Source organism: Chroococcidiopsis sp. CCNUC1, from assembly GCF_023546805.1.
Taxonomy (GTDB): Bacteria; Cyanobacteriota; Cyanobacteriia; order Cyanobacteriales; family Chroococcidiopsidaceae; genus Chroococcidiopsis; species Chroococcidiopsis thermalis.
In genome coordinates this window covers 5,420,780-5,441,407 of sequence record NZ_CP097480.1, presented here as the reverse complement: position 1 = coordinate 5,441,407, position 20,628 = coordinate 5,420,780, and the positions used below count along the sequence as shown (strand labels likewise).

16 protein-coding genes are annotated in these 20,628 nt (G+C 41.2%); 14 read left to right on the top strand and 2 right to left on the bottom strand.

Annotation, left to right across the window (positions count from 1 at the left end):
- The first annotated feature begins 1,189 nt into the window (after positions 1-1,189).
- The 14 genes from M5J74_RS25115 to M5J74_RS25050 all read left to right on the top strand — a co-directional run bounded on the left by M5J74_RS25115 (position 1,190) and on the right by M5J74_RS25050 (position 16,942).
- Positions 1,190-2,251: an NAD-dependent epimerase/dehydratase family protein gene (locus M5J74_RS25115; RefSeq protein ID WP_106166828.1), complete on the top strand. Its 1,062-nt coding sequence runs from the start codon at positions 1,190-1,192 to the stop codon at positions 2,249-2,251.
- Positions 2,252-2,259: 8 nt separating this feature from the next.
- A complete protein-coding gene (locus M5J74_RS25110) occupies positions 2,260-3,531 on the top strand; it encodes a glycosyltransferase (RefSeq protein WP_127022903.1) in 1,272 nt (423 codons plus the stop codon).
- Positions 3,532-3,600: 69 nt separating this feature from the next.
- Positions 3,601-4,125, top strand: a complete 525-nt coding sequence (locus M5J74_RS25105; protein ID WP_250013901.1) for a glycosyltransferase family 2 protein — start codon at positions 3,601-3,603, stop codon at positions 4,123-4,125.
- A 44-nt stretch (positions 4,126-4,169) separates the two neighbouring features.
- Positions 4,170-4,472, top strand: coding sequence for a hypothetical protein (locus M5J74_RS25100; protein WP_250013898.1), 303 nt, complete (start codon positions 4,170-4,172; stop codon positions 4,470-4,472).
- Between the two features lie 19 nt (positions 4,473-4,491).
- The gene (locus M5J74_RS25095; protein WP_106166830.1) at positions 4,492-5,295 is read left to right on the top strand and encodes a bifunctional 2-polyprenyl-6-hydroxyphenol methylase/3-demethylubiquinol 3-O-methyltransferase UbiG; all 804 of its coding nucleotides are present in this window, start codon (positions 4,492-4,494) and stop codon (positions 5,293-5,295) included.
- Positions 5,296-5,318: 23 nt separating this feature from the next.
- The gene (locus tag M5J74_RS25090) at positions 5,319-6,419 is read left to right on the top strand and encodes a glycosyltransferase family 1 protein (RefSeq protein WP_250013896.1); all 1,101 of its coding nucleotides are present in this window, start codon (positions 5,319-5,321) and stop codon (positions 6,417-6,419) included.
- Between the two features lie 64 nt (positions 6,420-6,483).
- A complete protein-coding gene (locus M5J74_RS25085) occupies positions 6,484-7,896 on the top strand; it encodes a hypothetical protein (protein ID WP_250013893.1) in 1,413 nt (470 codons plus the stop codon).
- Positions 7,856-9,112 carry a glycosyltransferase family 4 protein gene (locus M5J74_RS25080; protein WP_250013891.1) on the top strand — a complete coding sequence of 419 codons (1,257 nt, stop codon included), beginning with the start codon at positions 7,856-7,858 and terminating at the stop codon, positions 9,110-9,112. Before M5J74_RS25085 ends, M5J74_RS25080 begins: the two co-directional genes overlap by 41 nt.
- Positions 9,100-10,257, top strand: coding sequence for a glycosyltransferase (locus M5J74_RS25075; protein ID WP_015156721.1), 1,158 nt, complete (start codon positions 9,100-9,102; stop codon positions 10,255-10,257). The genes M5J74_RS25080 and M5J74_RS25075 overlap by 13 nt, the downstream gene beginning before the upstream one ends.
- Positions 10,254-11,474, top strand: a complete 1,221-nt coding sequence (locus tag M5J74_RS25070) for a glycosyltransferase (protein WP_250013888.1) — start codon at positions 10,254-10,256, stop codon at positions 11,472-11,474. The genes M5J74_RS25075 and M5J74_RS25070 overlap by 4 nt, the downstream gene beginning before the upstream one ends.
- Before the next feature lie 30 nt (positions 11,475-11,504).
- Positions 11,505-12,101 (top strand): YdcF family protein, encoded by a 597-nt coding sequence (locus tag M5J74_RS25065; protein ID WP_250013885.1) that lies wholly within the window; start codon positions 11,505-11,507, stop codon positions 12,099-12,101.
- An 18-nt stretch (positions 12,102-12,119) separates the two neighbouring features.
- On the top strand, positions 12,120-12,668 hold the full coding sequence (locus tag M5J74_RS25060) for a WcaF family extracellular polysaccharide biosynthesis acetyltransferase (protein WP_250013882.1): 549 nt from the start codon (positions 12,120-12,122) through the stop codon (positions 12,666-12,668).
- A gap of 517 nt (positions 12,669-13,185) precedes the next feature.
- Positions 13,186-14,553, top strand: a complete 1,368-nt coding sequence (locus M5J74_RS25055) for a glycosyltransferase family 4 protein (RefSeq protein ID WP_106170728.1) — start codon at positions 13,186-13,188, stop codon at positions 14,551-14,553.
- A 61-nt stretch (positions 14,554-14,614) separates the two neighbouring features.
- Complete coding sequence (locus tag M5J74_RS25050; protein WP_250013864.1) at positions 14,615-16,942, top strand: polysaccharide biosynthesis tyrosine autokinase; 2,328 nt, start codon at positions 14,615-14,617, stop codon at positions 16,940-16,942.
- Between the two features lie 85 nt (positions 16,943-17,027).
- On the opposite strand, the gene M5J74_RS25045 is transcribed toward M5J74_RS25050, so the two are convergent.
- Positions 17,028-18,353, bottom strand: a complete 1,326-nt coding sequence (locus M5J74_RS25045; protein WP_245570510.1) for a bestrophin family protein — start codon at positions 18,351-18,353, stop codon at positions 17,028-17,030.
- Between the two features lie 34 nt (positions 18,354-18,387).
- A complete protein-coding gene (locus tag M5J74_RS25040) occupies positions 18,388-20,298 on the bottom strand; it encodes a GAF domain-containing protein (RefSeq protein WP_250013861.1) in 1,911 nt (636 codons plus the stop codon).
- Positions 20,299-20,628: the final 330 nt, after the last annotated feature.

The following is a 20,628-nucleotide window of genomic DNA, read 5'->3' as shown; positions in this document are numbered from 1 at the left end:
CTAGGTCGCTTGCAGAATTTAAACTTAAAGCTAATGGAGATATCGTTGAAAATAATTCAGTACTTACAACCTCCTCATCTTTGACTTGAAATCTCTATGTTTCAAGGAGTAAGCGACGGTACTAAATTATTTTTTGGCAATCGATACATAATGCTTCTTGCCACGATCGCCAATGCAATTTATTAATTCAGAAACCTTATTTCTACGCTTTCAAACTATTTGTTTTTCTTTCGTCTAACTGTGCTGAGAAAGCCCTGTTAATGATTCTGCGATCGCGTAAATAAACTTCATGCAAACTATACAGAGATAAATGTATTGAGAAGATTGCAACCCCTTCCTCATGGAAGTCAATAGCTTGAAATTATAGAGGTATATTTTTTATCTAAAATAGAAAAATATCATTTTTACCTTCAGTGTTTTTACTGCTAGTGATAGTTACATTAAATACTAAAAAACTGACTTGTAAAGCAAAAAATGGTGAAGAAGCAAAGCTAAATGTTAAATAAACTGTAAAGAAAGTAGCTTGGTAGGTTGTACGAGTTCGATTGTATAAAGGGATTGAGGGAAAAGATGTAACATTATGGAAGCGTAGAAATATACGTAGGGTGCGTTACGCGACGCGATAACACACCCTACTAGACTATGAGGTCATTAATTTAATATATGGATGCTAAATGCACTAGCTACGATCGCTACTAACTTGTACTTCGATGCAGCGATCGTGCAGCAATTCTGTAGGCTAGGACTTTATTGAGATATATACAATTCAGTTGCCGTACATTTACTTAAGTAGATTTACGGTTGCGATCGCGCCAGATAGAATTATCAGTAAAATTGCGGTTGGACACGCGGAAAAGAAAGAATTACAGTTTATTCGTAAATCGAGCGAGTAAGGACTAAATCAACGATTTCGTTCAATACGTAAGTCACTTACATCTGAAGTATATATCTCTGCGAGATTTTCAATCTCTACGACTTCAATGTATATAGCTTTAGTAAATATAGCTTGTGTAGAGAAGTTACATTTAACGTCTCTACCCAAGAAACATTCACAAATTAATTTGGATGGCTATAAGTAGTTGAAATAACTGAAAAATATTAAATTATTTTCCTTGTTTCAAGGTGAAACTGAGGCTTTTTTATATTAGAAACCAAAGGTCTCTTAAAGAGCAAAAAGGCATAATTTTGAATGAAGAAATTATTGGTAACTGGATCGTCGGGACTTATTGGATCTGAAGTTTGCCTACATTTTGCGAGTCAAGGTTGGGCAATTCATGGTGTTGATAACAATCAAAGAGCTGTTTTCTTTGGACCTCAAGGAGATACTCGCTGGAATCAACAGCGCTTGGAATCTCTGATTAAAGGCTTCGTGCATCATGAAATAGATATTCGCGATCGCCAACGAGTTTTGGATCTGATTGAAAGCCTCAGACCAGAGGCGATCGTGCATACAGCAGCACAACCCAGTCACGACCGAGCAGCGGCAATTCCTTTCGATGACTTTGATACCAATGCAGTAGGAACGCTAAATCTGTTGGAGGCAACGCGCCAATTTGTGCCGGAAGCTCCTTTCGTACATTTATCTACTAACAAAGTGTACGGAGATGCACCGAATGAGATTGCCATGATAGAGTTAGAAACCCGATGGGAATATGCCGAGCCAACTTATCAGTATGGTATTCCTGAATCGTTCCGCATTGACCAATCGAAGCATTCTCTTTTTGGTGCTTCTAAAGTTGCCGCTGATGTCATGGTTCAAGAGTACGGTCGATATTTTGGACTCAAAACTTGCTGCCTGCGTGGTGGATGTTTGACAGGACCGAACCATAGTGGTGTAGAACTGCATGGATTTCTCAGTTACTTAGTGAAATGTAATTTAGAAAATCGCACGTACAAAGTTTTCGGATATAAGGGAAAACAAGTACGAGATAATATTCACTCCTACGATGTTGCTCGTTTCATTGAAGAGTTTATCCAAGCACCCCGTTGTGGTGAAGTGTATAACTTAGGTGGTGGCAAGGATAATACTTGCTCTATTTTAGAAGCTTTCGAGCTTGTGGCTTCGCTAACTCATAAACAGATGCAGTACGAGTATGTAGATAAAAATCGCGAAGGAGATCATATTTGCTACTACAGCGATCTCCGTAAAATGCAGAATCACTACTCTAATTGGTCTATTACAAAACCTTTGAAATTAATATTTTCGGAAATTGTCACGACTTGGACAACAAGACTTCAAGAGGTTGCATAGCTCGGATTATGGTTGACAATCTACCGCGCATTTTATTAGTTACTGAAGCGACTTTAAGTCAAGAAGGCAAGGGAGTTAATCGAACTCTTGTCAATTTATTTGATAACTACCCTGCTGAATTACTGATGTTATTTTGTCCCGAACACGAATTAGAGTCTAACCCGACAAGTTCGCCATTCGATCGCCAAGTACTTTCCTTTGCTGGACATCGTTTACCCATAGTACACAATCGATTAGGAAAATCTCTTAATTCTTTAATCAATTGGATAAATCTACAACTACTCGACTGGTTTCCAATTTCAAATTTACAAAAACTAGAGGAATTCGATCCAGAAATTATTTTAATTTGTCCAGTTACGTCTTTATGTTTGCTAATGGGTTATAAGTTAACTCAACACTTTCACTGTCCATCCTTAATTTACTTCATGGATGATTGGATAGCGATCGATAACTCGCGATGGTTGTCGAACAGCGTTCAAAAAACGGCTAATCAACTTTTAAAACAGGCAGATGGTTGGTTAATGATTAGCGAACAATTACAAACTGAATTATCAAATCGCTATCAGATAAAACCTCAAAGTTCGCTAATCGTTCATAACCCTGTTGACTTATCAGACAAACAGCCACCTGATACAGCAAGAACTCATGAAGGTACATTTAAAGTTGTCTATGCTGGCTCCATTTGGTCAATGCACTATGATGCATTAGCAGCGATCGCTGAAGCAATTTTTCAACTCAGATGTGATGGAAAAGATATTGAACTCGTGGTACATACAGACAAATGCTTCTGGAATCCATACAGAGAAAAATGGCAGCAGTGGGAAGTAACGTATGGCGATATAATTCCCTATCAAGAACTCAATAGCTATCTCCAGCGTGCCGATCTACTACTTGTGGCTTCATCATTTTTACCTGAATACGCACACATGACTCGCTCGTCAGTGCAAACTAAATTGACTGACTATATGGCTGCTGGTAAACCAATTTTAGCTTGCGGTCCAGATTACTCTGCTTGCAATCAATTTCTGAAAAAATGGAATTGTGGACTCGTCTGTGAAACAAATAGAGTTAATGAAATCGAGAGCTTTTTAATAGATACAATCCAAAATAAAGCCTTACATAAAAAAATAGTAGAAGTGGCTTTCAATGTTTTAAATGATAATTTTGATAAAACCATAGTGACTGAGACACTTCAGTCATACGTGAAGCAGATATTTAGTCAAAATATCAGACGCGATCGCATACTCAAAACAAAAAATCTTCAGGCAACAAATTTTTAGCTTCTGACTGTAATTATAGAGTGTAGCTCAAAATTAGTATAACCGTGCCTTACAAGTCTTAGTAAAAGCATGAATTCGATGCCTTTATTTTCTATCATTATACCTACATACCAGCGCAATGACTTACTAGCAAAATGTCTACATTGTCTAGCACCTGATATTCAAACTTTACCATTTGAGCAGTATGAAGTCATTGTTACCGATGATGGTTTCCAAACAACTGCACAGCAGATGATTCGCGAGTTTTATCCTTGGGCAAAATGGGTAGCTGGTTCCCGTAAAGGTCCAGCTGCTAACCGTAATAATGGGGCAAAATACGCCTGTGGTGAGTGGCTAGTTTTTACAGATGATGATTGTCTTCCAGATTCTCACTGGTTAGAAGCCTATGCCCAAGCTAAGATAACTCAACAATCTTATCTCGTTTTTGAGGGCGAACTTATGTCGATCGCCCAAGACAAAGCCTTGCAGAAACCTCACCTATTAACGAGACAGGTGGTTATTTATGGTCATGTAATTTTGCCGTACAAAAGCAACTCTTTGAGTTGCTCACTGGTTTTGACGAACGATTTCCCTACGCTGCAATGGAAGATGTAGATTTCAGATTAAGACTTTTAAAGAATGGATATAAGTTTTCTTTTGTGCCAGCTGCTTCTGTATGCCATCCCTGGAGAGCAAAGGGAGGATGGAACAAAATTAAACAACATCGAGAATCAACATTTATTTACTTATCAATTCATGCAGAAGAATTGGTAAATATTAATTCCGTGTATTATTTCTTGTTTGCTCTACGGAGTTTTGTCAATCAGACGGTTCCGGCAATTTTAAGATTTAATTTAAATGGAATTAACGAAGCTTTTTTAGAACATTTTGCCCACTTACAGATGAGCGTACTACTTTGGCAGTATAGATTCGCAAACGTGAAAACACTTAATAATAACTAAAAACAAAACTGTTTGAGATATGAAAACTATTACCCTTCAAAATCACTGGTTAGAAAGCTGGAAGCAAAGTTATTCATACGATTTACTAGAAATGTATGGGGAGACTAGCTATCGCGGATATAGTTATGCATACGCCCATCGATATAAACATACTTTAGAGCTAGTTCAGAAAGTTGCTCGACCAGGAGCAAAAGTTTTAGATGTAGCTGCTGCACAGGGAAACTTTAGTTTGGCTTTGGCAGAACTCGGCTATGAAGTTACCTGGAACGATTTACGAGAAGAATTAGTTGATTACGTCAAACTAAAATGGGAATATGGCACTATTCGCTACAAACCAGGAAATGTTTTCACATTAGGGTTTGATGCTGAATTTGATGTAATTTTAATTACTGAAGTTATCGAACACGTTGCTCATCCCGATCTATTTCTGAAGAAAATAGCTCAGATGGTGAAGCCTGGAGGTCACATAGTCATGAGTACGCCAAATGGCGAATATTTTCAAAATCGTCTACCTAAATTTTCGGATTGTCCCGATCCCAGCGAGTTTGAAGCAATCCAATTTCAGCCTAATTCAGACGGTCATATCTTTTTATTACATTTAGATGAGATAGAAAGCATAGTTCATCAAGCTGGATTATCGATTCACGAGACAAGAATTTTTACAAATCCATTAACTAACGGTCATATCAAACTAGGAAAATTATTAAATTTTCTTACTCCTAGTTGGGTTGATACTTGTGAAAACTTGACGCAATCTTTGCCCTTAGTCTTGCGTAAAAAAATTCACACTGGAGTTGCTATTTTATTGACTCGTATAGCATAGTTTAAATTAGTGCAGCTACTTTAATGGATATCATTCAGATTGTTCCACGACTACCTCCAGCAATAGATGGCTTGGGAGATTATGCATTAAATCTGGCACGGCAGCTTTACAATGATTTCAATCTCAAAACTCATTTTGCGATTGGTGATGCTGCTTGGACTGGAAATACTCAAATTGAAGATTTTCTAATTAATTCAGTAGACGAGCGTTCCACCACAGCTTTACTATCTTTATTAGCGAGCAAACCAACTATAGTCTTATTACATTACGTCGGCTACGGTTATGCCAAGCGAGGGTGTCCGGTTTGGTTAGTTGAAGGCTTAGAACTTTGGAAAAGAAATACTCCTAACTCAAATTTAGTAACGATGTTCCATGAAGTTTATGCTTCTGGAAATTTACCCTGGACGAGTTCTTTTTGGTTATCTGGACAGCAAAGAAATTTAGCAACTCGTTTAGCAAAACTGAGCGATCGCTGCTTGACAAGTAATCAAAATTATGCGGAGATTCTATATCAGTTAAGTCAGGGAAAACAGACTCAAATTCCCACACTACCCGTCTTTTCTAATGTAGGCGAACCAAAGCAAATACCACCTTTGGCAGAGCGTTCTCGACGCTTAGTATTGTTCGGTAGTCCTAGCATTCGCAAAAGAGCTTATCGTCAATCTTTAAAAGAAATTAGTCAAGCGTGTCGGTTATTCGGCATTCAAGAAATCTTGGATATCGGAGCGCCAACAGATTTAGAACTATCTTCAATTCAAGGTATTCCAATAGTGGAAACAGGTAAACTATCTGCTGCTGAAATTAGTCATATTCTTTTGAACTCCTTCGCAGGATTCTTTAATTACCATCTAGAATATTTAGCCAAATCTGGTATATTTGCAGCTTACTGCGCTCATGGAATGTTAACTGTGAGTCCTAGAGTTTATACATCATTACAAGATGGCATAGAACCGGGAAAACATTACTGGGTTCTCAGCGATCGCCTCACAGAAATAACAGATTTCGTCGAGGCGCAGGCGATCGCGAGTCATGCCTACACCTGGTATCAGTCTCACAATTTATCAGTTCAGGCTCAGAACTTTGTCACACAGGTATTGGGTAATGTATGCACAAAACTAGGATGACTTTGCTCAATACATCAAAGCAAATTATCAAGGTATATTTACATATTCTTAAGAGGACTATCGCGTGAAATTGGTAATTGCTGCGATCGCTATTTTATCTATTTTTGGGATCTCGGCATTGAATTGGCGTAACTCTGTTAAAGCTGTGTTCTTCATTCTTGTGATTGAGGGTGCATTGCGTAAATGGGTCTTACCTCAAGCAAGCGACACAATTTATTTTTTAAAAGACTTAGTGCTTTTGGGAGCTTACCTGCAATACTATGTCTTCTCAACGAGAAGATTTTCAATTCAAAATCGCCCTATTTCTATCCTAACTATTTTTGCAAGCATATGGTGTGTATTGCAAGTCTTTAATCCCAGTTTAGGTTCACCACTAGTAGGTCTTTTTGGACTCAGAGGATATATCTTTTATATTCCTTTAATGTGGATGCTACCAACTCTATTTCAATCGGAGCAAGATTTATATAAATTTTTGCGTTCTCATCTTTTATTAGTCATTCCTGTAGGTTTTTTAGGTATTGCTCAGTTCTTTAGTCCTGCTACTAGTCCAATCAACGTATATGCTCCCAGTCAATTGAAGGAAGTAGCTACATTTGGAGTTGCAGGAGCAACCCAGATTGTCCGCGTCACAGGCACATTTTCCTACATAGACGGTTATGCAGTATATCTATTAATCTGCTTTGGCTTACTGATTTCTCTCCTCTCACTCTCCCAACCACCTTTCTGGAAATGGGTTTCTATTTTTGAACTAATTCTGGTAACTGTTAACTCTTGTATGACTGGCTCTCGTAGCGTTGTTTTTGCCTTATTATTATTTTTTGTTAGTTTCATAACTGTTAAAGGATTTACTCAGCCTGAAAAGAGTATATCTCTGCTCAGTAAATTTTTATTACCAGCTATATGTATTTCTCTAGTCTCTTTTATCTGGTTTAAACCCGTAATTGATGCCTTCTTGTTACGGACAAATTCTAATCAAGATGTGACGGCACGCATTACGGCAACTTTTACCCAACCTTTCGAGTTTATTCAATATAAAGGACTCGACGGCTACGGCACTGGAGCAACCCAACCGGGGAGTCAAGCCCTGCGCCGATCGCTAAATTTACCAGACGGCGCAACCATTCCAACTTACTTTGAAGAAGAACCAGGCAGAATAGTTTTGGAGTTAGGTCCGATTGGGTTTTTTCTGTGGTACGGACTTAGATTGAGTCTTCTCGTAGCGCTTTTACGGGTTTTCTGTCAATTAAAGAAACCATTCTTGCGTCAATTAGCATTGACAGCATTACTGATCCAGACACTTGCAATCTACGACCAGCTAGTAACTCAACCTACCTTTTTGGCTTACTACTGGTTTTTGAGTGGCTTTATCTTTCTCTTACCTCAATTAGAGTCGATAGAAAATTGGTATCGAGAACAACAATTATTGCAACAACACAATGTCTCATCCGCGTATCTCCCTGATTCACCCTACCAGTAATCCCTTTGCCCGCAATGCCGCACTAGCTTGGGGGGAAGCTAACTTACTCCAAGAAGCGATCACGACAATTGCCTACAATCCCAAGGGAGTTTTATCGCGCTACTTAAACTTATTACCACAGAAAATTAGCACTCGCGTGGCGCTGGAATTAGGCAGGAGGGCGTGGACTGCGCCTGTAAATGTACCCATGCGATCGCACCCTTGGCAAGAAGCCATACGTTTAGCATTAGTCAAAACTAAATTAAGTCATTTGCTGAACTTAGGTCGTCAAGGACCGATCGATTGGGTGTATACCTCTCTCGATCGCCACGTTTCCCAACATCATTTACAAAATCTAGATGCAGTTTATGCTTACGAAGATGGTGCGGCGATCGCGTTTGAAGTTGCTAAACAACGCGGGATTCTCTGCTTGTACGATCTCCCGATTCCCTTCTATCGTATGAGTCGAGATCTCCAAGCCCAGGAAGCCGAACGTTTTCCAGAACTAGCGCCGGCACTACAAGCAGTCAAGGAGCCTGCTTGGAAGATCGAGCGCAAGGAACGGGAAATTCAACTGGCAGACCACGTATTTGTCGCATCTTCCATCACCCAGCGATCGCTGTTAGATGTGGGTGTCAAACCAGAAAAAATTAGTGTCATTCCCTACGGCGCACCAATTGATTATTTCCACCCGCAAACTAAAACTGACAAACTGTTTCGCGCTCTGTTTGTCGGTCGCGTCGGACCTCGCAAGGGCTTTCATTACTTATTACAAGCTTGGCAAGAACTACACCTACCCGATGCCGAACTCTTAGCGATCGGGATTAACGAGTTTCCTAATAACTGGCTGACTCAATATCAAGATATTTTTCGCTACATTCCATCTCTGCCTCATGCGGCGTTGAACGAATATTACAGTACCGCAAATGTCTTTGTTTTTCCCTCGCTTGTAGAAGGATTTGGACTCGTACTGCTAGAGGCAATGGCTTGTGGAATTCCCGTCATCACGACACCCAATACTGCTGGTCCAGATATTCTGACAGACGGGGTAGAAGGCTTCATTGTCCCGATTCGCGATGTCGCAGCTCTAAAGGAAAAGCTGGAATGGTGTTATTCCCACCCAGAAGAATTAGCCCAAATGGGAAAAGCGGCTCGTCAAAAAGCCGAGCAATTAACTTGGGGATTGTATCGACAGCAATTAGCCAGTCGCGTCCAGGAGCTTTTATGCCAGAATTAGCAGGTCGAACTAACTGCCACTTGTGGTTTCCGAATATTTTTGAATTTAAAGGTGGCATTCAAGTCTATTCGGCTTTCTTGCTCGATGCCTTAGAAAGCTTATATCCGAATTGGCACTACCAGGTTTTTCTCAAGCACGACACTCGATCGCCATCCGATCTGGCGCGATCGCGCCATACTCAGTTTCACTGTACTGGTGCTTTACCTTTGCCATTGCGAACATTTGGCTTTGCCGCTCAGATCTGTGGAGCAGGACTGCGACAGCGACCGAGTTTAGCGATCGCCACTCACCTGAATTTTACAGTTGCAGCCTATTGGTTGAAACAACTAACTGGTATGCGTTACTGGGCGATCGCTCACGGTGTAGAAGCCTGGGATATTCACAAACCTGCTTTACAAAAAGCGTTGCACCATGCCGATCGCATTCTTGCTGTTAGTAGCTATACACGCGATCGCTTGCTCAAAGAGCAAAATCTCGATCCGGCAAAAGTCTCGCTTTTACCCAACACTTTTGATGCGGATCGCTTTAAAATTCAACCAAAGCCGCAATACTTACTAGAGCGTTACGGACTGACACCAGAACAACCAGTCATTCTGACTGTCGCTCGGTTAGATTGCCGCGAACGTTACAAAGGATACGACCAAATTCTGCAAGCCTTGCCTGAGATTCGCTGTCAGATTCCTGGCGTTCGTTATCTGATCGCTGGTAAGGGTAGCGATCGCGATCGGATCGAACAGTTAATCGCGAAACTCGATTTAAAAGATTGTGTAACCTTAGCTGGATTTATTCCCGATGTCGAACTGGGCGATCACTATAACTTGTGTGATGTCTTTGCCATGCCAAGTAAAGGTGAGGGATTTGGCATTGTCTATCTAGAATCTCTAGCCTGTGGCAAACCCACTTTAGGAGGAGATCGAGATGGAGCCATTGATGCCCTTTGTCATGGAGAACTAGGGGCATTAGTCGATCCAGACGATACAAACGCGATCGCCCGAACTTTAATTCAGATTTTGCAAGGCACTTATTCGCATCCAATTATTTATCAACCTGAAGTTTTAAGACAGAAAGTTATTGATACTTTCGGATTCGAGCAATTTAAACAAACGATGGATAACTTAATTAAATTCAATTTGAGCAGTCAATGAAAGTTTTACATGTTATTCCTTCGATCGATCCTGCTTTGGGTGGACCAACTCAGGTTGTCCTTAATCTAGTTAGGGCTTTGCGCGAAAATGGAATTGATGCCGAAATTGCCACCACGAACGATCGCGGTTCAGAACTGTTAGACGTGCCGCTCCATCAGCGGGTTGAGTACGAGCAAGTCCCAATTTGGTTTTTTCCACGTTTTTCACCACCACTTAAAGAGTTTATTTTTTCGGCAGCTTTGACTCGTTGGCTTTGGCAACACGCCCGAGATTACGATTTGATCGAAACTCACTATCTTTTTTCCTATGCACCCGCTTGCGCTGCCCTAATTGCCAGGTTGCAAGGAATTCCCTACACCATGCGTACTATGGGACAGTTAACGCCTTGGGCTTTGTCTCAAAGTTGGTTGAAAAAACAGATATATTCATTTCTGATCGAGCGTCACAATCTCAATTGTGCCGATATGATTCATTGCACTGCTCTAGGCGAAGCTGAGGATGTGAGAAAATTTGGCATTCAAACACCCAGTTTTACTTTGCCTTTAGGAGTCGATCGCCCAGTAGAACTACCTGATGCTAAGCAAAAGCTATACGAAACTTACGGTATACCTACCACTACACCAGTTGTCCTATTCTTGTCGCGACTTCACCCTAAAAAACGCCCAGATTTGTTAATTCAAGCCCTCAGCCAGCTAGCAGCTCAGAATCACAACTTTCATCTGATTTTGGCAGGTTCGGGAGAGCCGCAGTACCTCAACTACTTGACTGACTTAGTATCATCCCTCGGACTTTCTCCGCGTACATCCATCACTGGTTTCGTTATGGGTCGAGATAAAGATCTCCTCCTACAAGCCTCAGATCTTTTTGTCTTGCCGTCCTTCTCCGAAAATTTTGGGATTGCCATAGCAGAAGCAATGGTAGCAGGGCTACCAGTTGTTGTGACTCCCGACATCCAAATTTCACCAGAAATTGCCGCAGCCTCGGCTGGGCTAGTTGTTGAAGGTCAAATCGCACCCTTAACAAATGCGATCGCACAACTACTATCATCTCCAGAACTCCGGCAGCAATTAGGAGAGAACGGTCGGCTGTTGGCAAGTCAACAGTATTCTTGGCAAGCGATCGCCCAGAATCTGATCTCGATTTACACAGCGGCGATCGAGCGACAACCAATTCCTACCACCTTCTCAAACCCAGAGAATTTTGTCACGCTGCCGTAAGCGGTAACACGCATGGATATAACGTCAACAATGTCAAGAGTAAAAATTACCAGTTCGAGCAAAAACCAGCGCTTTCAGTACAAGAGATGCCGTTTTGTCTGTTTGTCAACTGCTGCTGTGTTATTCGTACTGTTCGGGATTATTCCTCTGCGACTAGCAATTGCTTTAGAGCGATCGCCGCTGCCCCAAGCAATTATTGCTTTAGGTGGCGATCCGAGGCGCGAATCTTTCGCTGTTGACTTTGCATTACGGCATCCACCTTTAGAAATCTGGATTTCTTCCCCTTATCTCAAAGCCTTCAATCTTCCAGATCCGAGTAGCTCTAGATCGCGAATACATATCGATTGCCGCGCTGTCGATACCGTAACTAACTTTACCTCTCTTGTTGCCGAGTTCAAACAACGGTATTTTCAACATGTTTACTTAATTACATCCGATTTTCACATGGCAAGAGCAAAGGCGATCGCCTTCTTTGTCTTTGGCAGCCAGGGGATTGCTGTAACTCCTATATCAGTTCCATCAAACCAACAACCTGAATCCTGGTTTCATATTAGTCGTGATGTTTGTCGTACTTGGTTATGGATGTTTACAGGTCGTACTGGAGCTAGCCTTAAATCTGAAATTTAAGATCGATAGTGGAATTACATGTATCTAGATCGTTACACCCTCGGTACTTACACTCCTGGCGCTCCCTTGTGGAAACAACTCCTGTGGTATTTTCTCGGAGAGCCTTTATTTCGCACTTATTGGCTACCTATCTCTCAGTTAAAAGTCTGGATACTACGTAGTTTTGGTGCTACAGTTGGTCGCTCTGTCTGTATTAAGCCTGGAGTGCGGGTAAAGTTTCCTTGGCGGCTAACTGTAGGTGATTGCGTGTGGATTGGAGAAAATGCTTGGCTCGACAATGTTGCGCCGATCGCCATTGAAAGCCATGTCTGTATTTCTCAGGGTGTTTATCTGTGTACTGGCAATCACGACTGGAGTGCTTCTGACTTCAAGCTGATCCCAGCCCCAATTCACATCGAGCAGAGTAGTTGGATTGCGGCGCGGGCGACGATTGGTCCTGGTGTCACTGTCGGTAAAGGCGCGGTGTTGAGTCTCGGAAGCGTAGCAGGGCGATCGCTTCAGCCCATGACAATTTACGCGGGCAATCCCGCACAACCAATCAAACAACGAGCAATTTGCGATCGGTAAATTTATCAGCTCGGTAATATTGCCAAAATTCGACCTATGAAAAATTAATAATTTTTCTATTTTCTAGATAAACATCTCGATATCTTTTTGGTTCTTACTTTTTGAAATATACGTAAGGTGCGTTAGCATGATGGCGTAACGCAATACTCTAAGTCTGTGGTGTGTGACGCGACTAGAAAATTTTGGGTTATTTGCAGCAGATTTAGAATTAGTATAGACACTTAAATTTCAGTATTTTTACTGAAAAAACTAAGAAGATTGTTAAACTCTAATTGAATTCTCAGTAAAACCACACTTGGACATAAAGCTAGGTCAAAGTTAGATTTTTTCAAGTTCGATCGTGTAAAGCTACCTTACATTACCTAGCGAAATAGCCTTTTGAGTTAAGAGAGAATTTTAATTTTATTAAATAGTCTTTTGTGTAGCTTTGCCTTTCACTTAAATTGAGTGCTTTTCCTTTGCACTCCTCACTGTTTAAACAAAATCATCGCATTGGCAGAGGTAGGCAGAGCTTCAGATGCTAGATAAATACGTACAGCAAGAGCAAATTGAAAAACTCAAAATATTTTTGCCGGCTCAGAGCAAAAGTAAAGAACTCGCACCTTCTTTCAACTTAAATATTATTACGCAATTTTATCCACCAGACTATGCTGCTACAGGGCAACTCATTGAAGAACTAGCACTGAATTTAGGACAACTAGGGATTCAAGTAAGGGTTTTTACCGGACAGCCAGGATATGCATTTAAAAAAAATGCAGCTCCTAGTATAGAACGTTCTGAAAAAATTCTGATTCGGCGATCGCGAACTTCTCGAATGTGGAATGCACGGATTCGAGGCAAAGCCATTAATGGTTGCCTGTTCTTTTTCCGAGCTATCTTACACTTATTAAATAAAAAGAACCGTGGAGATCTCCTACTTCTAACCACTGCACCAGCCTTTTTACCAATCGTCGGCTACATAGCCAAACTATTATTTGGGATTCCTTACGTTTGTTTAATGTACGATTTATATCCTGATGTTGCAATTGAGCTAGATATTTTCTCTAGGAAAAATTGGTTGGTAAAATGGTGGAGATTACTCAATAAAAAAGTTTGGCGCAACTCAGAAAAAATAATTGTTCTCAGCTCAACCATGCGAGAGAAAGTTTTATCTCACTCTCCCGAAATGAGTGACAAAATTGTAGTCATTCATAATTGGGCTAATCCCAACTGGATTGTACCGCTAGAAAAAGAAAATAATTGGTTTGCGCAAAAGTACGAATTGGTCAATACTTTCACCGTGCAGTACTCTGGCAACATGGGTCGCTGTCACGAACTAGAGACAATTCTAGAAGCAGCTAGACAATTGCAAGACGAACCAATTCAGTTTGTTTTTATTGGCGGAGGAGCAAAATTTCAATCTAGTTTTGAATGTGTCAAAAAACTAGGTTTAAATAATTGTCGCTTCTTGCCCTATCAAGATAAACAAGACTTACCATATTCGCTAACAGCTTGCGATTTATCTTTGGTCAGTATTAGTCCCAAAATGGAAGGAATTGTCGCCCCGAGCAAGCTCTATGGCATTCTCGCAGCTGGTCGTCCCGTCGCTGCTATTTGCGAAACCCATTCCTATTTACGGCATCTCTTAAGAGAAAGCGGTTGCGGTGCTGCTTTTAATTCAGGTGATGCCAGTGGTTTAGTTCAGTTTATTCGCCGTCTAAAGAGCGATCGCGAACTTGTTAAACAAATGGGAATGGCAGGTCGGCAATATCTCCAATTCAATTTCACGCCAGAAATTATTGCCAAACAGTACTCAAATGTATTACAACAAGCATTTCTAACAGCAAAAAGACGAGTTGTTCGTTCTAGAAATAAGAGCGTGGAAGCCGTGACAGAAGAAAGCTAAAGCTCACCAGCAGGGCTATTCCTGTTTTTTCCTTCATCAACTGCCTAATAACGACATAAATATGGAAGAGCAATATCGAACTCAGCATTTAGCAACAGAAAGAAATGGTAAGTATTCGCAGATGTCATTGCCATCCTATGTTGCACATTACTCAGAGTTACCTCAGGCAGAAGAATGGAGTTTGTCTCAGCTTCTGGCAGTTGTACGTCGTCGAGCGCCGATTATCGCTAGTGTAGCGATCGCTTGCTGCGTGACTACCTGGGTATGGACATTAACTCAACCAGCCAAGTATGAAGGAAAATTATCGGTATTGGTAGAGCCAGTCAAGGCTGAAAATAAATTATCGGGATTATCGAACGTTCCAGTTGTGAATGCTAGCCCAAAAGGGCAAGAATCTTTGGATTACAGTACACAGATTATTGTTTTGCGTAGCCCCGAAATTATAATTCCTATCGCTAAAAATATTTCTGTGCGGTATCCAGATATTAATTATGCTTCTTTACTAGAAGGCTTGAAGGTTTCTCGCTATCAAGAAACAAAAATTTTAGAAGTTAGCTATCGAGATTCCGATCCCCAGAAAATTCAATTTGTTTTAGAACAGCTAGCTAAAGGATATTTAAAATACAGCTTACAGGAGCAACAAACAAATCTACGCCAGGGAATTCAGTTTGTTAATACTCAGTTACCTCAATTGCAAGCACGAGTCAACAGCTTGCAATTGCAATTACAAAGATTTAGAGAACAATACAGCTTATTTTCTCCCGAAGAAAAAACAGGACAGCTATTTGAAAAATATAGCACTTTAGAATTTCAGAAATTAGAGATTCAAAAAGATTTAGCGGAAGCTCAGAAACTCTACAATGCCTTACAAAGTAAATCTGGCACTAAGTTAGCGCTAGAACTAGAAGCAAAAGCTCGTCATGGGGTGGGAACTTCGCAGCAACAATCGACAGTTGACCACCCTCAAAAATCGCCAGCGATCGCGGCTATAGATGAATCCTCTACGCCCAGTCGTGCAATATCACCGCAAGCCCAGCAAGATGCTCCTCAATATCAGAGTTTACTCGCTCAGTTGCAGAATATAGATACTGAAATTGCCAAGAATGCAACTATTTATCGAGTAGATAGTCCGTACATTCAGTCGCTGAAACAGAAACGGGAAAGTCTGCTGCCACTATTACACAAAGAGGGAGTGCAGGCACTAGAAAATCAACGTGCGTCAGTATTAAGCCAACTTTCCATACTCCAAGTCAGAGCCGCCAAGAACGCCCAAGCACTCGATCGCTTAAATCGAGAAATCGACGGAATGCCAAATTTGGCACGTCGTTACACTGACTTACAGCGAGAGTTAGTTATTGCTACTGAAAGTTTGAACCGTTTTCTAGAAAGGCGGGAATCGCTGCAAATCGAAAATGCTCAAAAAGAGACTCCTTGGCAACTCATTTCACCACCTCAGTTACCTTCTATCCCGATATTTCCTAATATTCCACGATTCCTGATCTTAGGCACGGTAGCTAGTATCTTAGCTGGAATTGGAGCAGCGCTACTCGTGGAAAGGCTCGATAATGTGGTTCATTCACCCGATGAGTTGAAGGAAGCGACAAAGCTACCAATATTAGGTATAATTCCTTTCCATAAAAACCTAGCTAAGCATCTGGCAGATGGAGAAACGAATCAGAGGCAAGAGAACAGCAGGTCGCGTTCCCACAGAAATGCTTATGGCTATCACTATTTCCCTTTCTTAGAATCTTTCCGATCGCTGTATACTAACATCGGCTTTTTAGGTTCCGATACACCGATCCACTCTCTCGTCATCAGTTCTTCCGTCCATGCTGACGGTAAATCTACTATCTCAACTCACTTAGCCCAAGCAGCAGCAGCAATGGGACGCAGAGTGTTACTAGTCGATGCAGATCTACGTTTACCGCAGATTCATCACATTTTACATTTATCCAATGACACGGGATTGAGTAATGCAATAACAACTAACGTACCAGTTGCCGATTTAATTCAGCGATCGCCTGCCTGGGAGAACTTGTTTGTCTTAACCGCAGGTCAAATTCCTCCCGACCCTACCAAACTGTTATCCTCTCACAAGATGCGCAACATCATGGAGCAGTTGCGGCAGCAGTATGACTTAGTGATTTACGACACTCCACCACTTTTAGGTTTAGCAGATGCGAGTTTGCTGGCTCCTCTAACCGCAGGAATTGCGATCGTCACGCGGATGGGTAAAACTGACCGTGCACTGCTAATGCAGACCCTCGATCAGTTAAAACTGTCTCGCACTCAAGTTTTAGGTGCAATTTGTAACGGGGTGAAAGATTACAAAGCTACAACTTCTTACCATCACTACTACTATCAACCTCGAACTCGGGTAGCAGAATAGTTTCATGTTGAATTTTAGATTTTAGGGTGTGCTACGTAGTTTACCGTGTAGAGACGTTACATGTAACGTCTCTATACGGACTATGTTAGAGTACCCTACTATTACTACCATTATGAGGAGCTAGAGCAATTAAATCTTCCACATTATGCAGTATGGTATTGCAAATGATATCGAGTGGTAGATCGCAAGAGTTGCGTCCGAAAGGCTCTTCAATTTCAGAACCAATTTGTTCGATACTTAATAAAATGAAACTCACAAAAGTAATAATGCTGCTAGTAAACCAATTTACCTCCTTCACAATTTCTAAGGGAATAACAAGGCAATAGACAAAAACTAAATTTTTCAAAATTAACGGATAAATTAAAGGTAGTGGTGTTTTTAAAATGCGTTCGCAGCCTCCTAAAATATCTACTAACTGGTCTACCAATTTTTGTAGCGACGTTAACTGATAAATATTCAAGCGATCGCGATCGTGTTGCTCTTGTAAATAATCTCCAACCCAAAAAGCAATTTGTAGGGGCGGATGGTTTGTATATTTCAATCGAAAGAACTGAGTTTCTGCTACTAAACCACTTAGCTCATCAGTGACGTGTTCGCCTCTTAAATGTAGTTTCATCGCCACGGCAAAAGCCACAATTAATCTAAGAGTGTACTCTTTTTGCGCCCGGTCTTGTGGTGTCTCCTCTTTGACACCAATCCATAAATCACGAGTTAAGTTGCGCACTGTATTCACTAAACTACCCCATAGCTTGCGCCCTTCCCAAAATTTTTCATGGGCTGTATTAGTACGAAAAACTAATAGTAAAGGTAAGCCAATATTGAAAATTAATACTGCTCGCGTAATTGCATCGCTCTCTTCTGGTATTGATACAGGAATGCCAAAACTATAAAGTACAGATATTAAAAAGCCATAACTACTTAAAACAAGTACCCAAGGCAAAACCCCAGGAAAAACAGCTTGAGTCAGGCGAAACACAATCTGAAACAAATTCAAGGTTTCTCCAGTATATAGCCGATACTTCTCCACAAATTTGCTATTGGCTTTTTTAGGTTTATCGCGGCGATCGGGCGGCTTTTGCTTAAGCTTGGATGGCGAAGATTGAGTTTGAGAATAAACTGTTACATTGCAATCTTTTAGCAAAAAACCTTTATCTGTCTTTGCACCCATTTGTCCGATAATTTTCGCCACCCACTGATGATAATTCTCCTGAGCTTGTTCTAGCTTTTTATAAACATGAGGTTTTAATGTTAGCGTAACTATTTGACCATCTAGATCGATTTCAAACTGCTTCCAGCCATTAGCAATAGTTCTCACACTATCTGGTAGGCGATCGATCTTGACAGTTAGTTCTAGCTTACCTGGTGTGGACATAGCTTTTTCAGTAGAGTGTGGGGATAAGTCAAAAGTCAAAAGTCAAAAGTCAAAATCAACTGATAACTGATAACTAGAATGCAACCGTAGCATCATGTTCTTTGTCTTCAGAATTGAAGCAATTTGTTTGCGGTGATGATGACTTTGCCGTTGGTGGTTGTTGCGCTGTTGTTGGAATACAGCCATCAAGATGCATGGCAATTTGGGCGATTTGAGCTAGTTTGCCATGTAATTGTGCTTGTTCCAAAGCAAAACCTACATCGATCGCGACTTGGGTATAGAAGTCAATTTCAGTTTGCTGCCATTCCCTGAAACCAAAGCATTGATGGGCAACTAACAAGCCAAATAGCTCATCTTGCATCAGGATAGGTGCTATGAGGCTACTCTTAACGGCAAAGCGCTCTAAATTATGAATGCAGCGATCGCTGAGTCCATCTGTGTAAACGTTGTTCACAGCACGAGCGTAACCAATTTGCTCGTATGCAGTGCGATCGTTCCGCCAGAAAGGATCGTCAAGACGATGATTTAAAGCTTGGGGTAAGCCAGGGGTGACTGATTCAGCTATAACTGTGCTACCGCGATCGCGATCGCAGCGATAAACTACCACGCGCTCGGTTTGTAGAGCAGATTTGAGTTCGTCTGTCACAGTTGTCAAAATATCCGACTGTACGAGCGATCGTCGCAACCGTAACGCTATTTGTTGCCGCATCTGTACTTGCTTGGCTGCTGTGGCTCGATACTCTAGCAGCGCTACCCGATCCAGTGCCAAGCCAATTTGAACGGCAATCTGCTCGAATAAATCGATTTCTGTTGGTTGCCAAGTACGGGGTGCAGTACACTGATGGGCAATGAGCGAACCTACCAGTTTACCGTTACTAACAATTGGTGCGACTAATTGAGCTTTGACGGCAAACTGTTCTAAGGCATCGATTCGATCTATCGTTAGTCCAGCAGTATGAATGTTGGCGATCGCTCGTACTCCCTGACGATCGCTCTGTTGAATCTCGCTTTCGTACCCATAAAAGCGATCGAGCGGATGATTTAGGGTTTGAGGCAAACCAGGAGCAACTGATTCTGCTACAACAATGCCGCTACCATCTGTAACAAAACGATAAACTAATACTCTATCTGCTTGAAATATCTGTCTCATTGTTGTGGTGACAGCATTAAACAGATCGGATGATGAGTGTGCTTGCTGCACTACCTGAGTCATTTGTTTTAATCTCTGGGCATACTCCACAGCAGATTGCCGCTCTTGTTGTGAGATCTTGTGTTGCAGGATCGAGCTGACTATAGTGGCAAGTTGTTTAAACAACTCGACCTCTTCTATCTGCCAGTGACGAGGTGCGTTGCAGTGATGGGCAATTAGCAAACCTAGCAGTCCATTGTCGCTTGTAATTGGTACGACTAAACTTGCTTTAACTGCAAGTTGTTCCAAAGTTTTGATGTGACACTCAGTCAAATCCGCAGCATAGATATTAGCGATCGCCCGTATCCGTCCGTCACTATATTGTCGTGCGTAATCTTCTCGGAAACAAGGATCGTCTATCCGGCAACCAATGGCGTTGGGAAACTGAGCAGTTACCGATTCTGCTACTATCGTGCCACTCCAATTGCGATCGAAACTATAGACGAGGACTCGATCGGTTTGGATTGCTTGTCTAATTTCTAACAGTAGGTTGTCTAAACAATCTTCGCGATTGAGCGATTGAATCGCAAGCGATAAAATTTTGTTGAGAATTTCTCGATCGCGCAAGTAAGTTTGCTTGCGCGATCGACTCGCTCCACAACTATTTGAAATATCAATATCGATAGACGATCTTCTAAAGTTACGATAGATATTACGATAGGTAAGACTGTACTTATCTGTAGCGGTTTTGGGAGCGAAGTCGAAGGAATTTGCCTCCATTTCATCAACCTCAAAAATTTCTCTATTACTAGAAAATACAAAACTTAACGTTCTCGTCAACAGTAGTTCGCTCAAAACGTTAGTTCAATCTGTCTAGCACTACTAGCTACTATCTATACCTCTTTATTTTCTCTATTGTTGAAGAGAATTTCTAATTTTAGGGGCTATTTCTGCTAAATCGTGCAGTTTATAGTCTGTTAGCGAAGAAAAAAAAGATTGCTACAAAGCCTAGCTTGGCATAGCTTTTATTCGCATAGCCTTCCTGTCAAGGCAGTCTTGAGTTAGTCTTTTTGTATATTTAGCGTGACAAAGTTGCGATCGCATAGAACAATATAGCTAAATAGCTTACCTCGTTGAACTAAAATAGCTTCGGTGGTTTCCGTAGTAATTTGTGTATCAAAAGTA

What these genes read in the sequence shown, in the direction of transcription:
- M5J74_RS25090 (WP_250013896.1), top strand. Translation starts at nt 5,319, where the DNA reads ATGGATATCATTCAGATTGTTCCACGACTACCTCCAGCAATAGATGGC.
- M5J74_RS25095 (WP_106166830.1), top strand. Translation starts at nt 4,492, where the DNA reads ATGAAAACTATTACCCTTCAAAATCACTGGTTAGAAAGCTGGAAGCAA.
- M5J74_RS25115 (WP_106166828.1), top strand. Translation starts at nt 1,190, where the DNA reads ATGAAGAAATTATTGGTAACTGGATCGTCGGGACTTATTGGATCTGAA.
- M5J74_RS25050 (WP_250013864.1), top strand. Translation starts at nt 14,615, where the DNA reads ATGGAAGAGCAATATCGAACTCAGCATTTAGCAACAGAAAGAAATGGT.
- M5J74_RS25075 (WP_015156721.1), top strand. Translation starts at nt 9,100, where the DNA reads ATGCCAGAATTAGCAGGTCGAACTAACTGCCACTTGTGGTTTCCGAAT.
- M5J74_RS25070 (WP_250013888.1), top strand. Translation starts at nt 10,254, where the DNA reads ATGAAAGTTTTACATGTTATTCCTTCGATCGATCCTGCTTTGGGTGGA.
- M5J74_RS25060 (WP_250013882.1), top strand. Translation starts at nt 12,120, where the DNA reads ATGTATCTAGATCGTTACACCCTCGGTACTTACACTCCTGGCGCTCCC.
- M5J74_RS25055 (WP_106170728.1), top strand. Translation starts at nt 13,186, where the DNA reads ATGCTAGATAAATACGTACAGCAAGAGCAAATTGAAAAACTCAAAATA.
- M5J74_RS25080 (WP_250013891.1), top strand. Translation starts at nt 7,856, where the DNA reads ATGTCTCATCCGCGTATCTCCCTGATTCACCCTACCAGTAATCCCTTT.
- M5J74_RS25065 (WP_250013885.1), top strand. Translation starts at nt 11,505, where the DNA reads ATGTCAAGAGTAAAAATTACCAGTTCGAGCAAAAACCAGCGCTTTCAG.
- M5J74_RS25105 (WP_250013901.1), top strand. Translation starts at nt 3,601, where the DNA reads ATGAATTCGATGCCTTTATTTTCTATCATTATACCTACATACCAGCGC.
- M5J74_RS25110 (WP_127022903.1), top strand. Translation starts at nt 2,260, where the DNA reads ATGGTTGACAATCTACCGCGCATTTTATTAGTTACTGAAGCGACTTTA.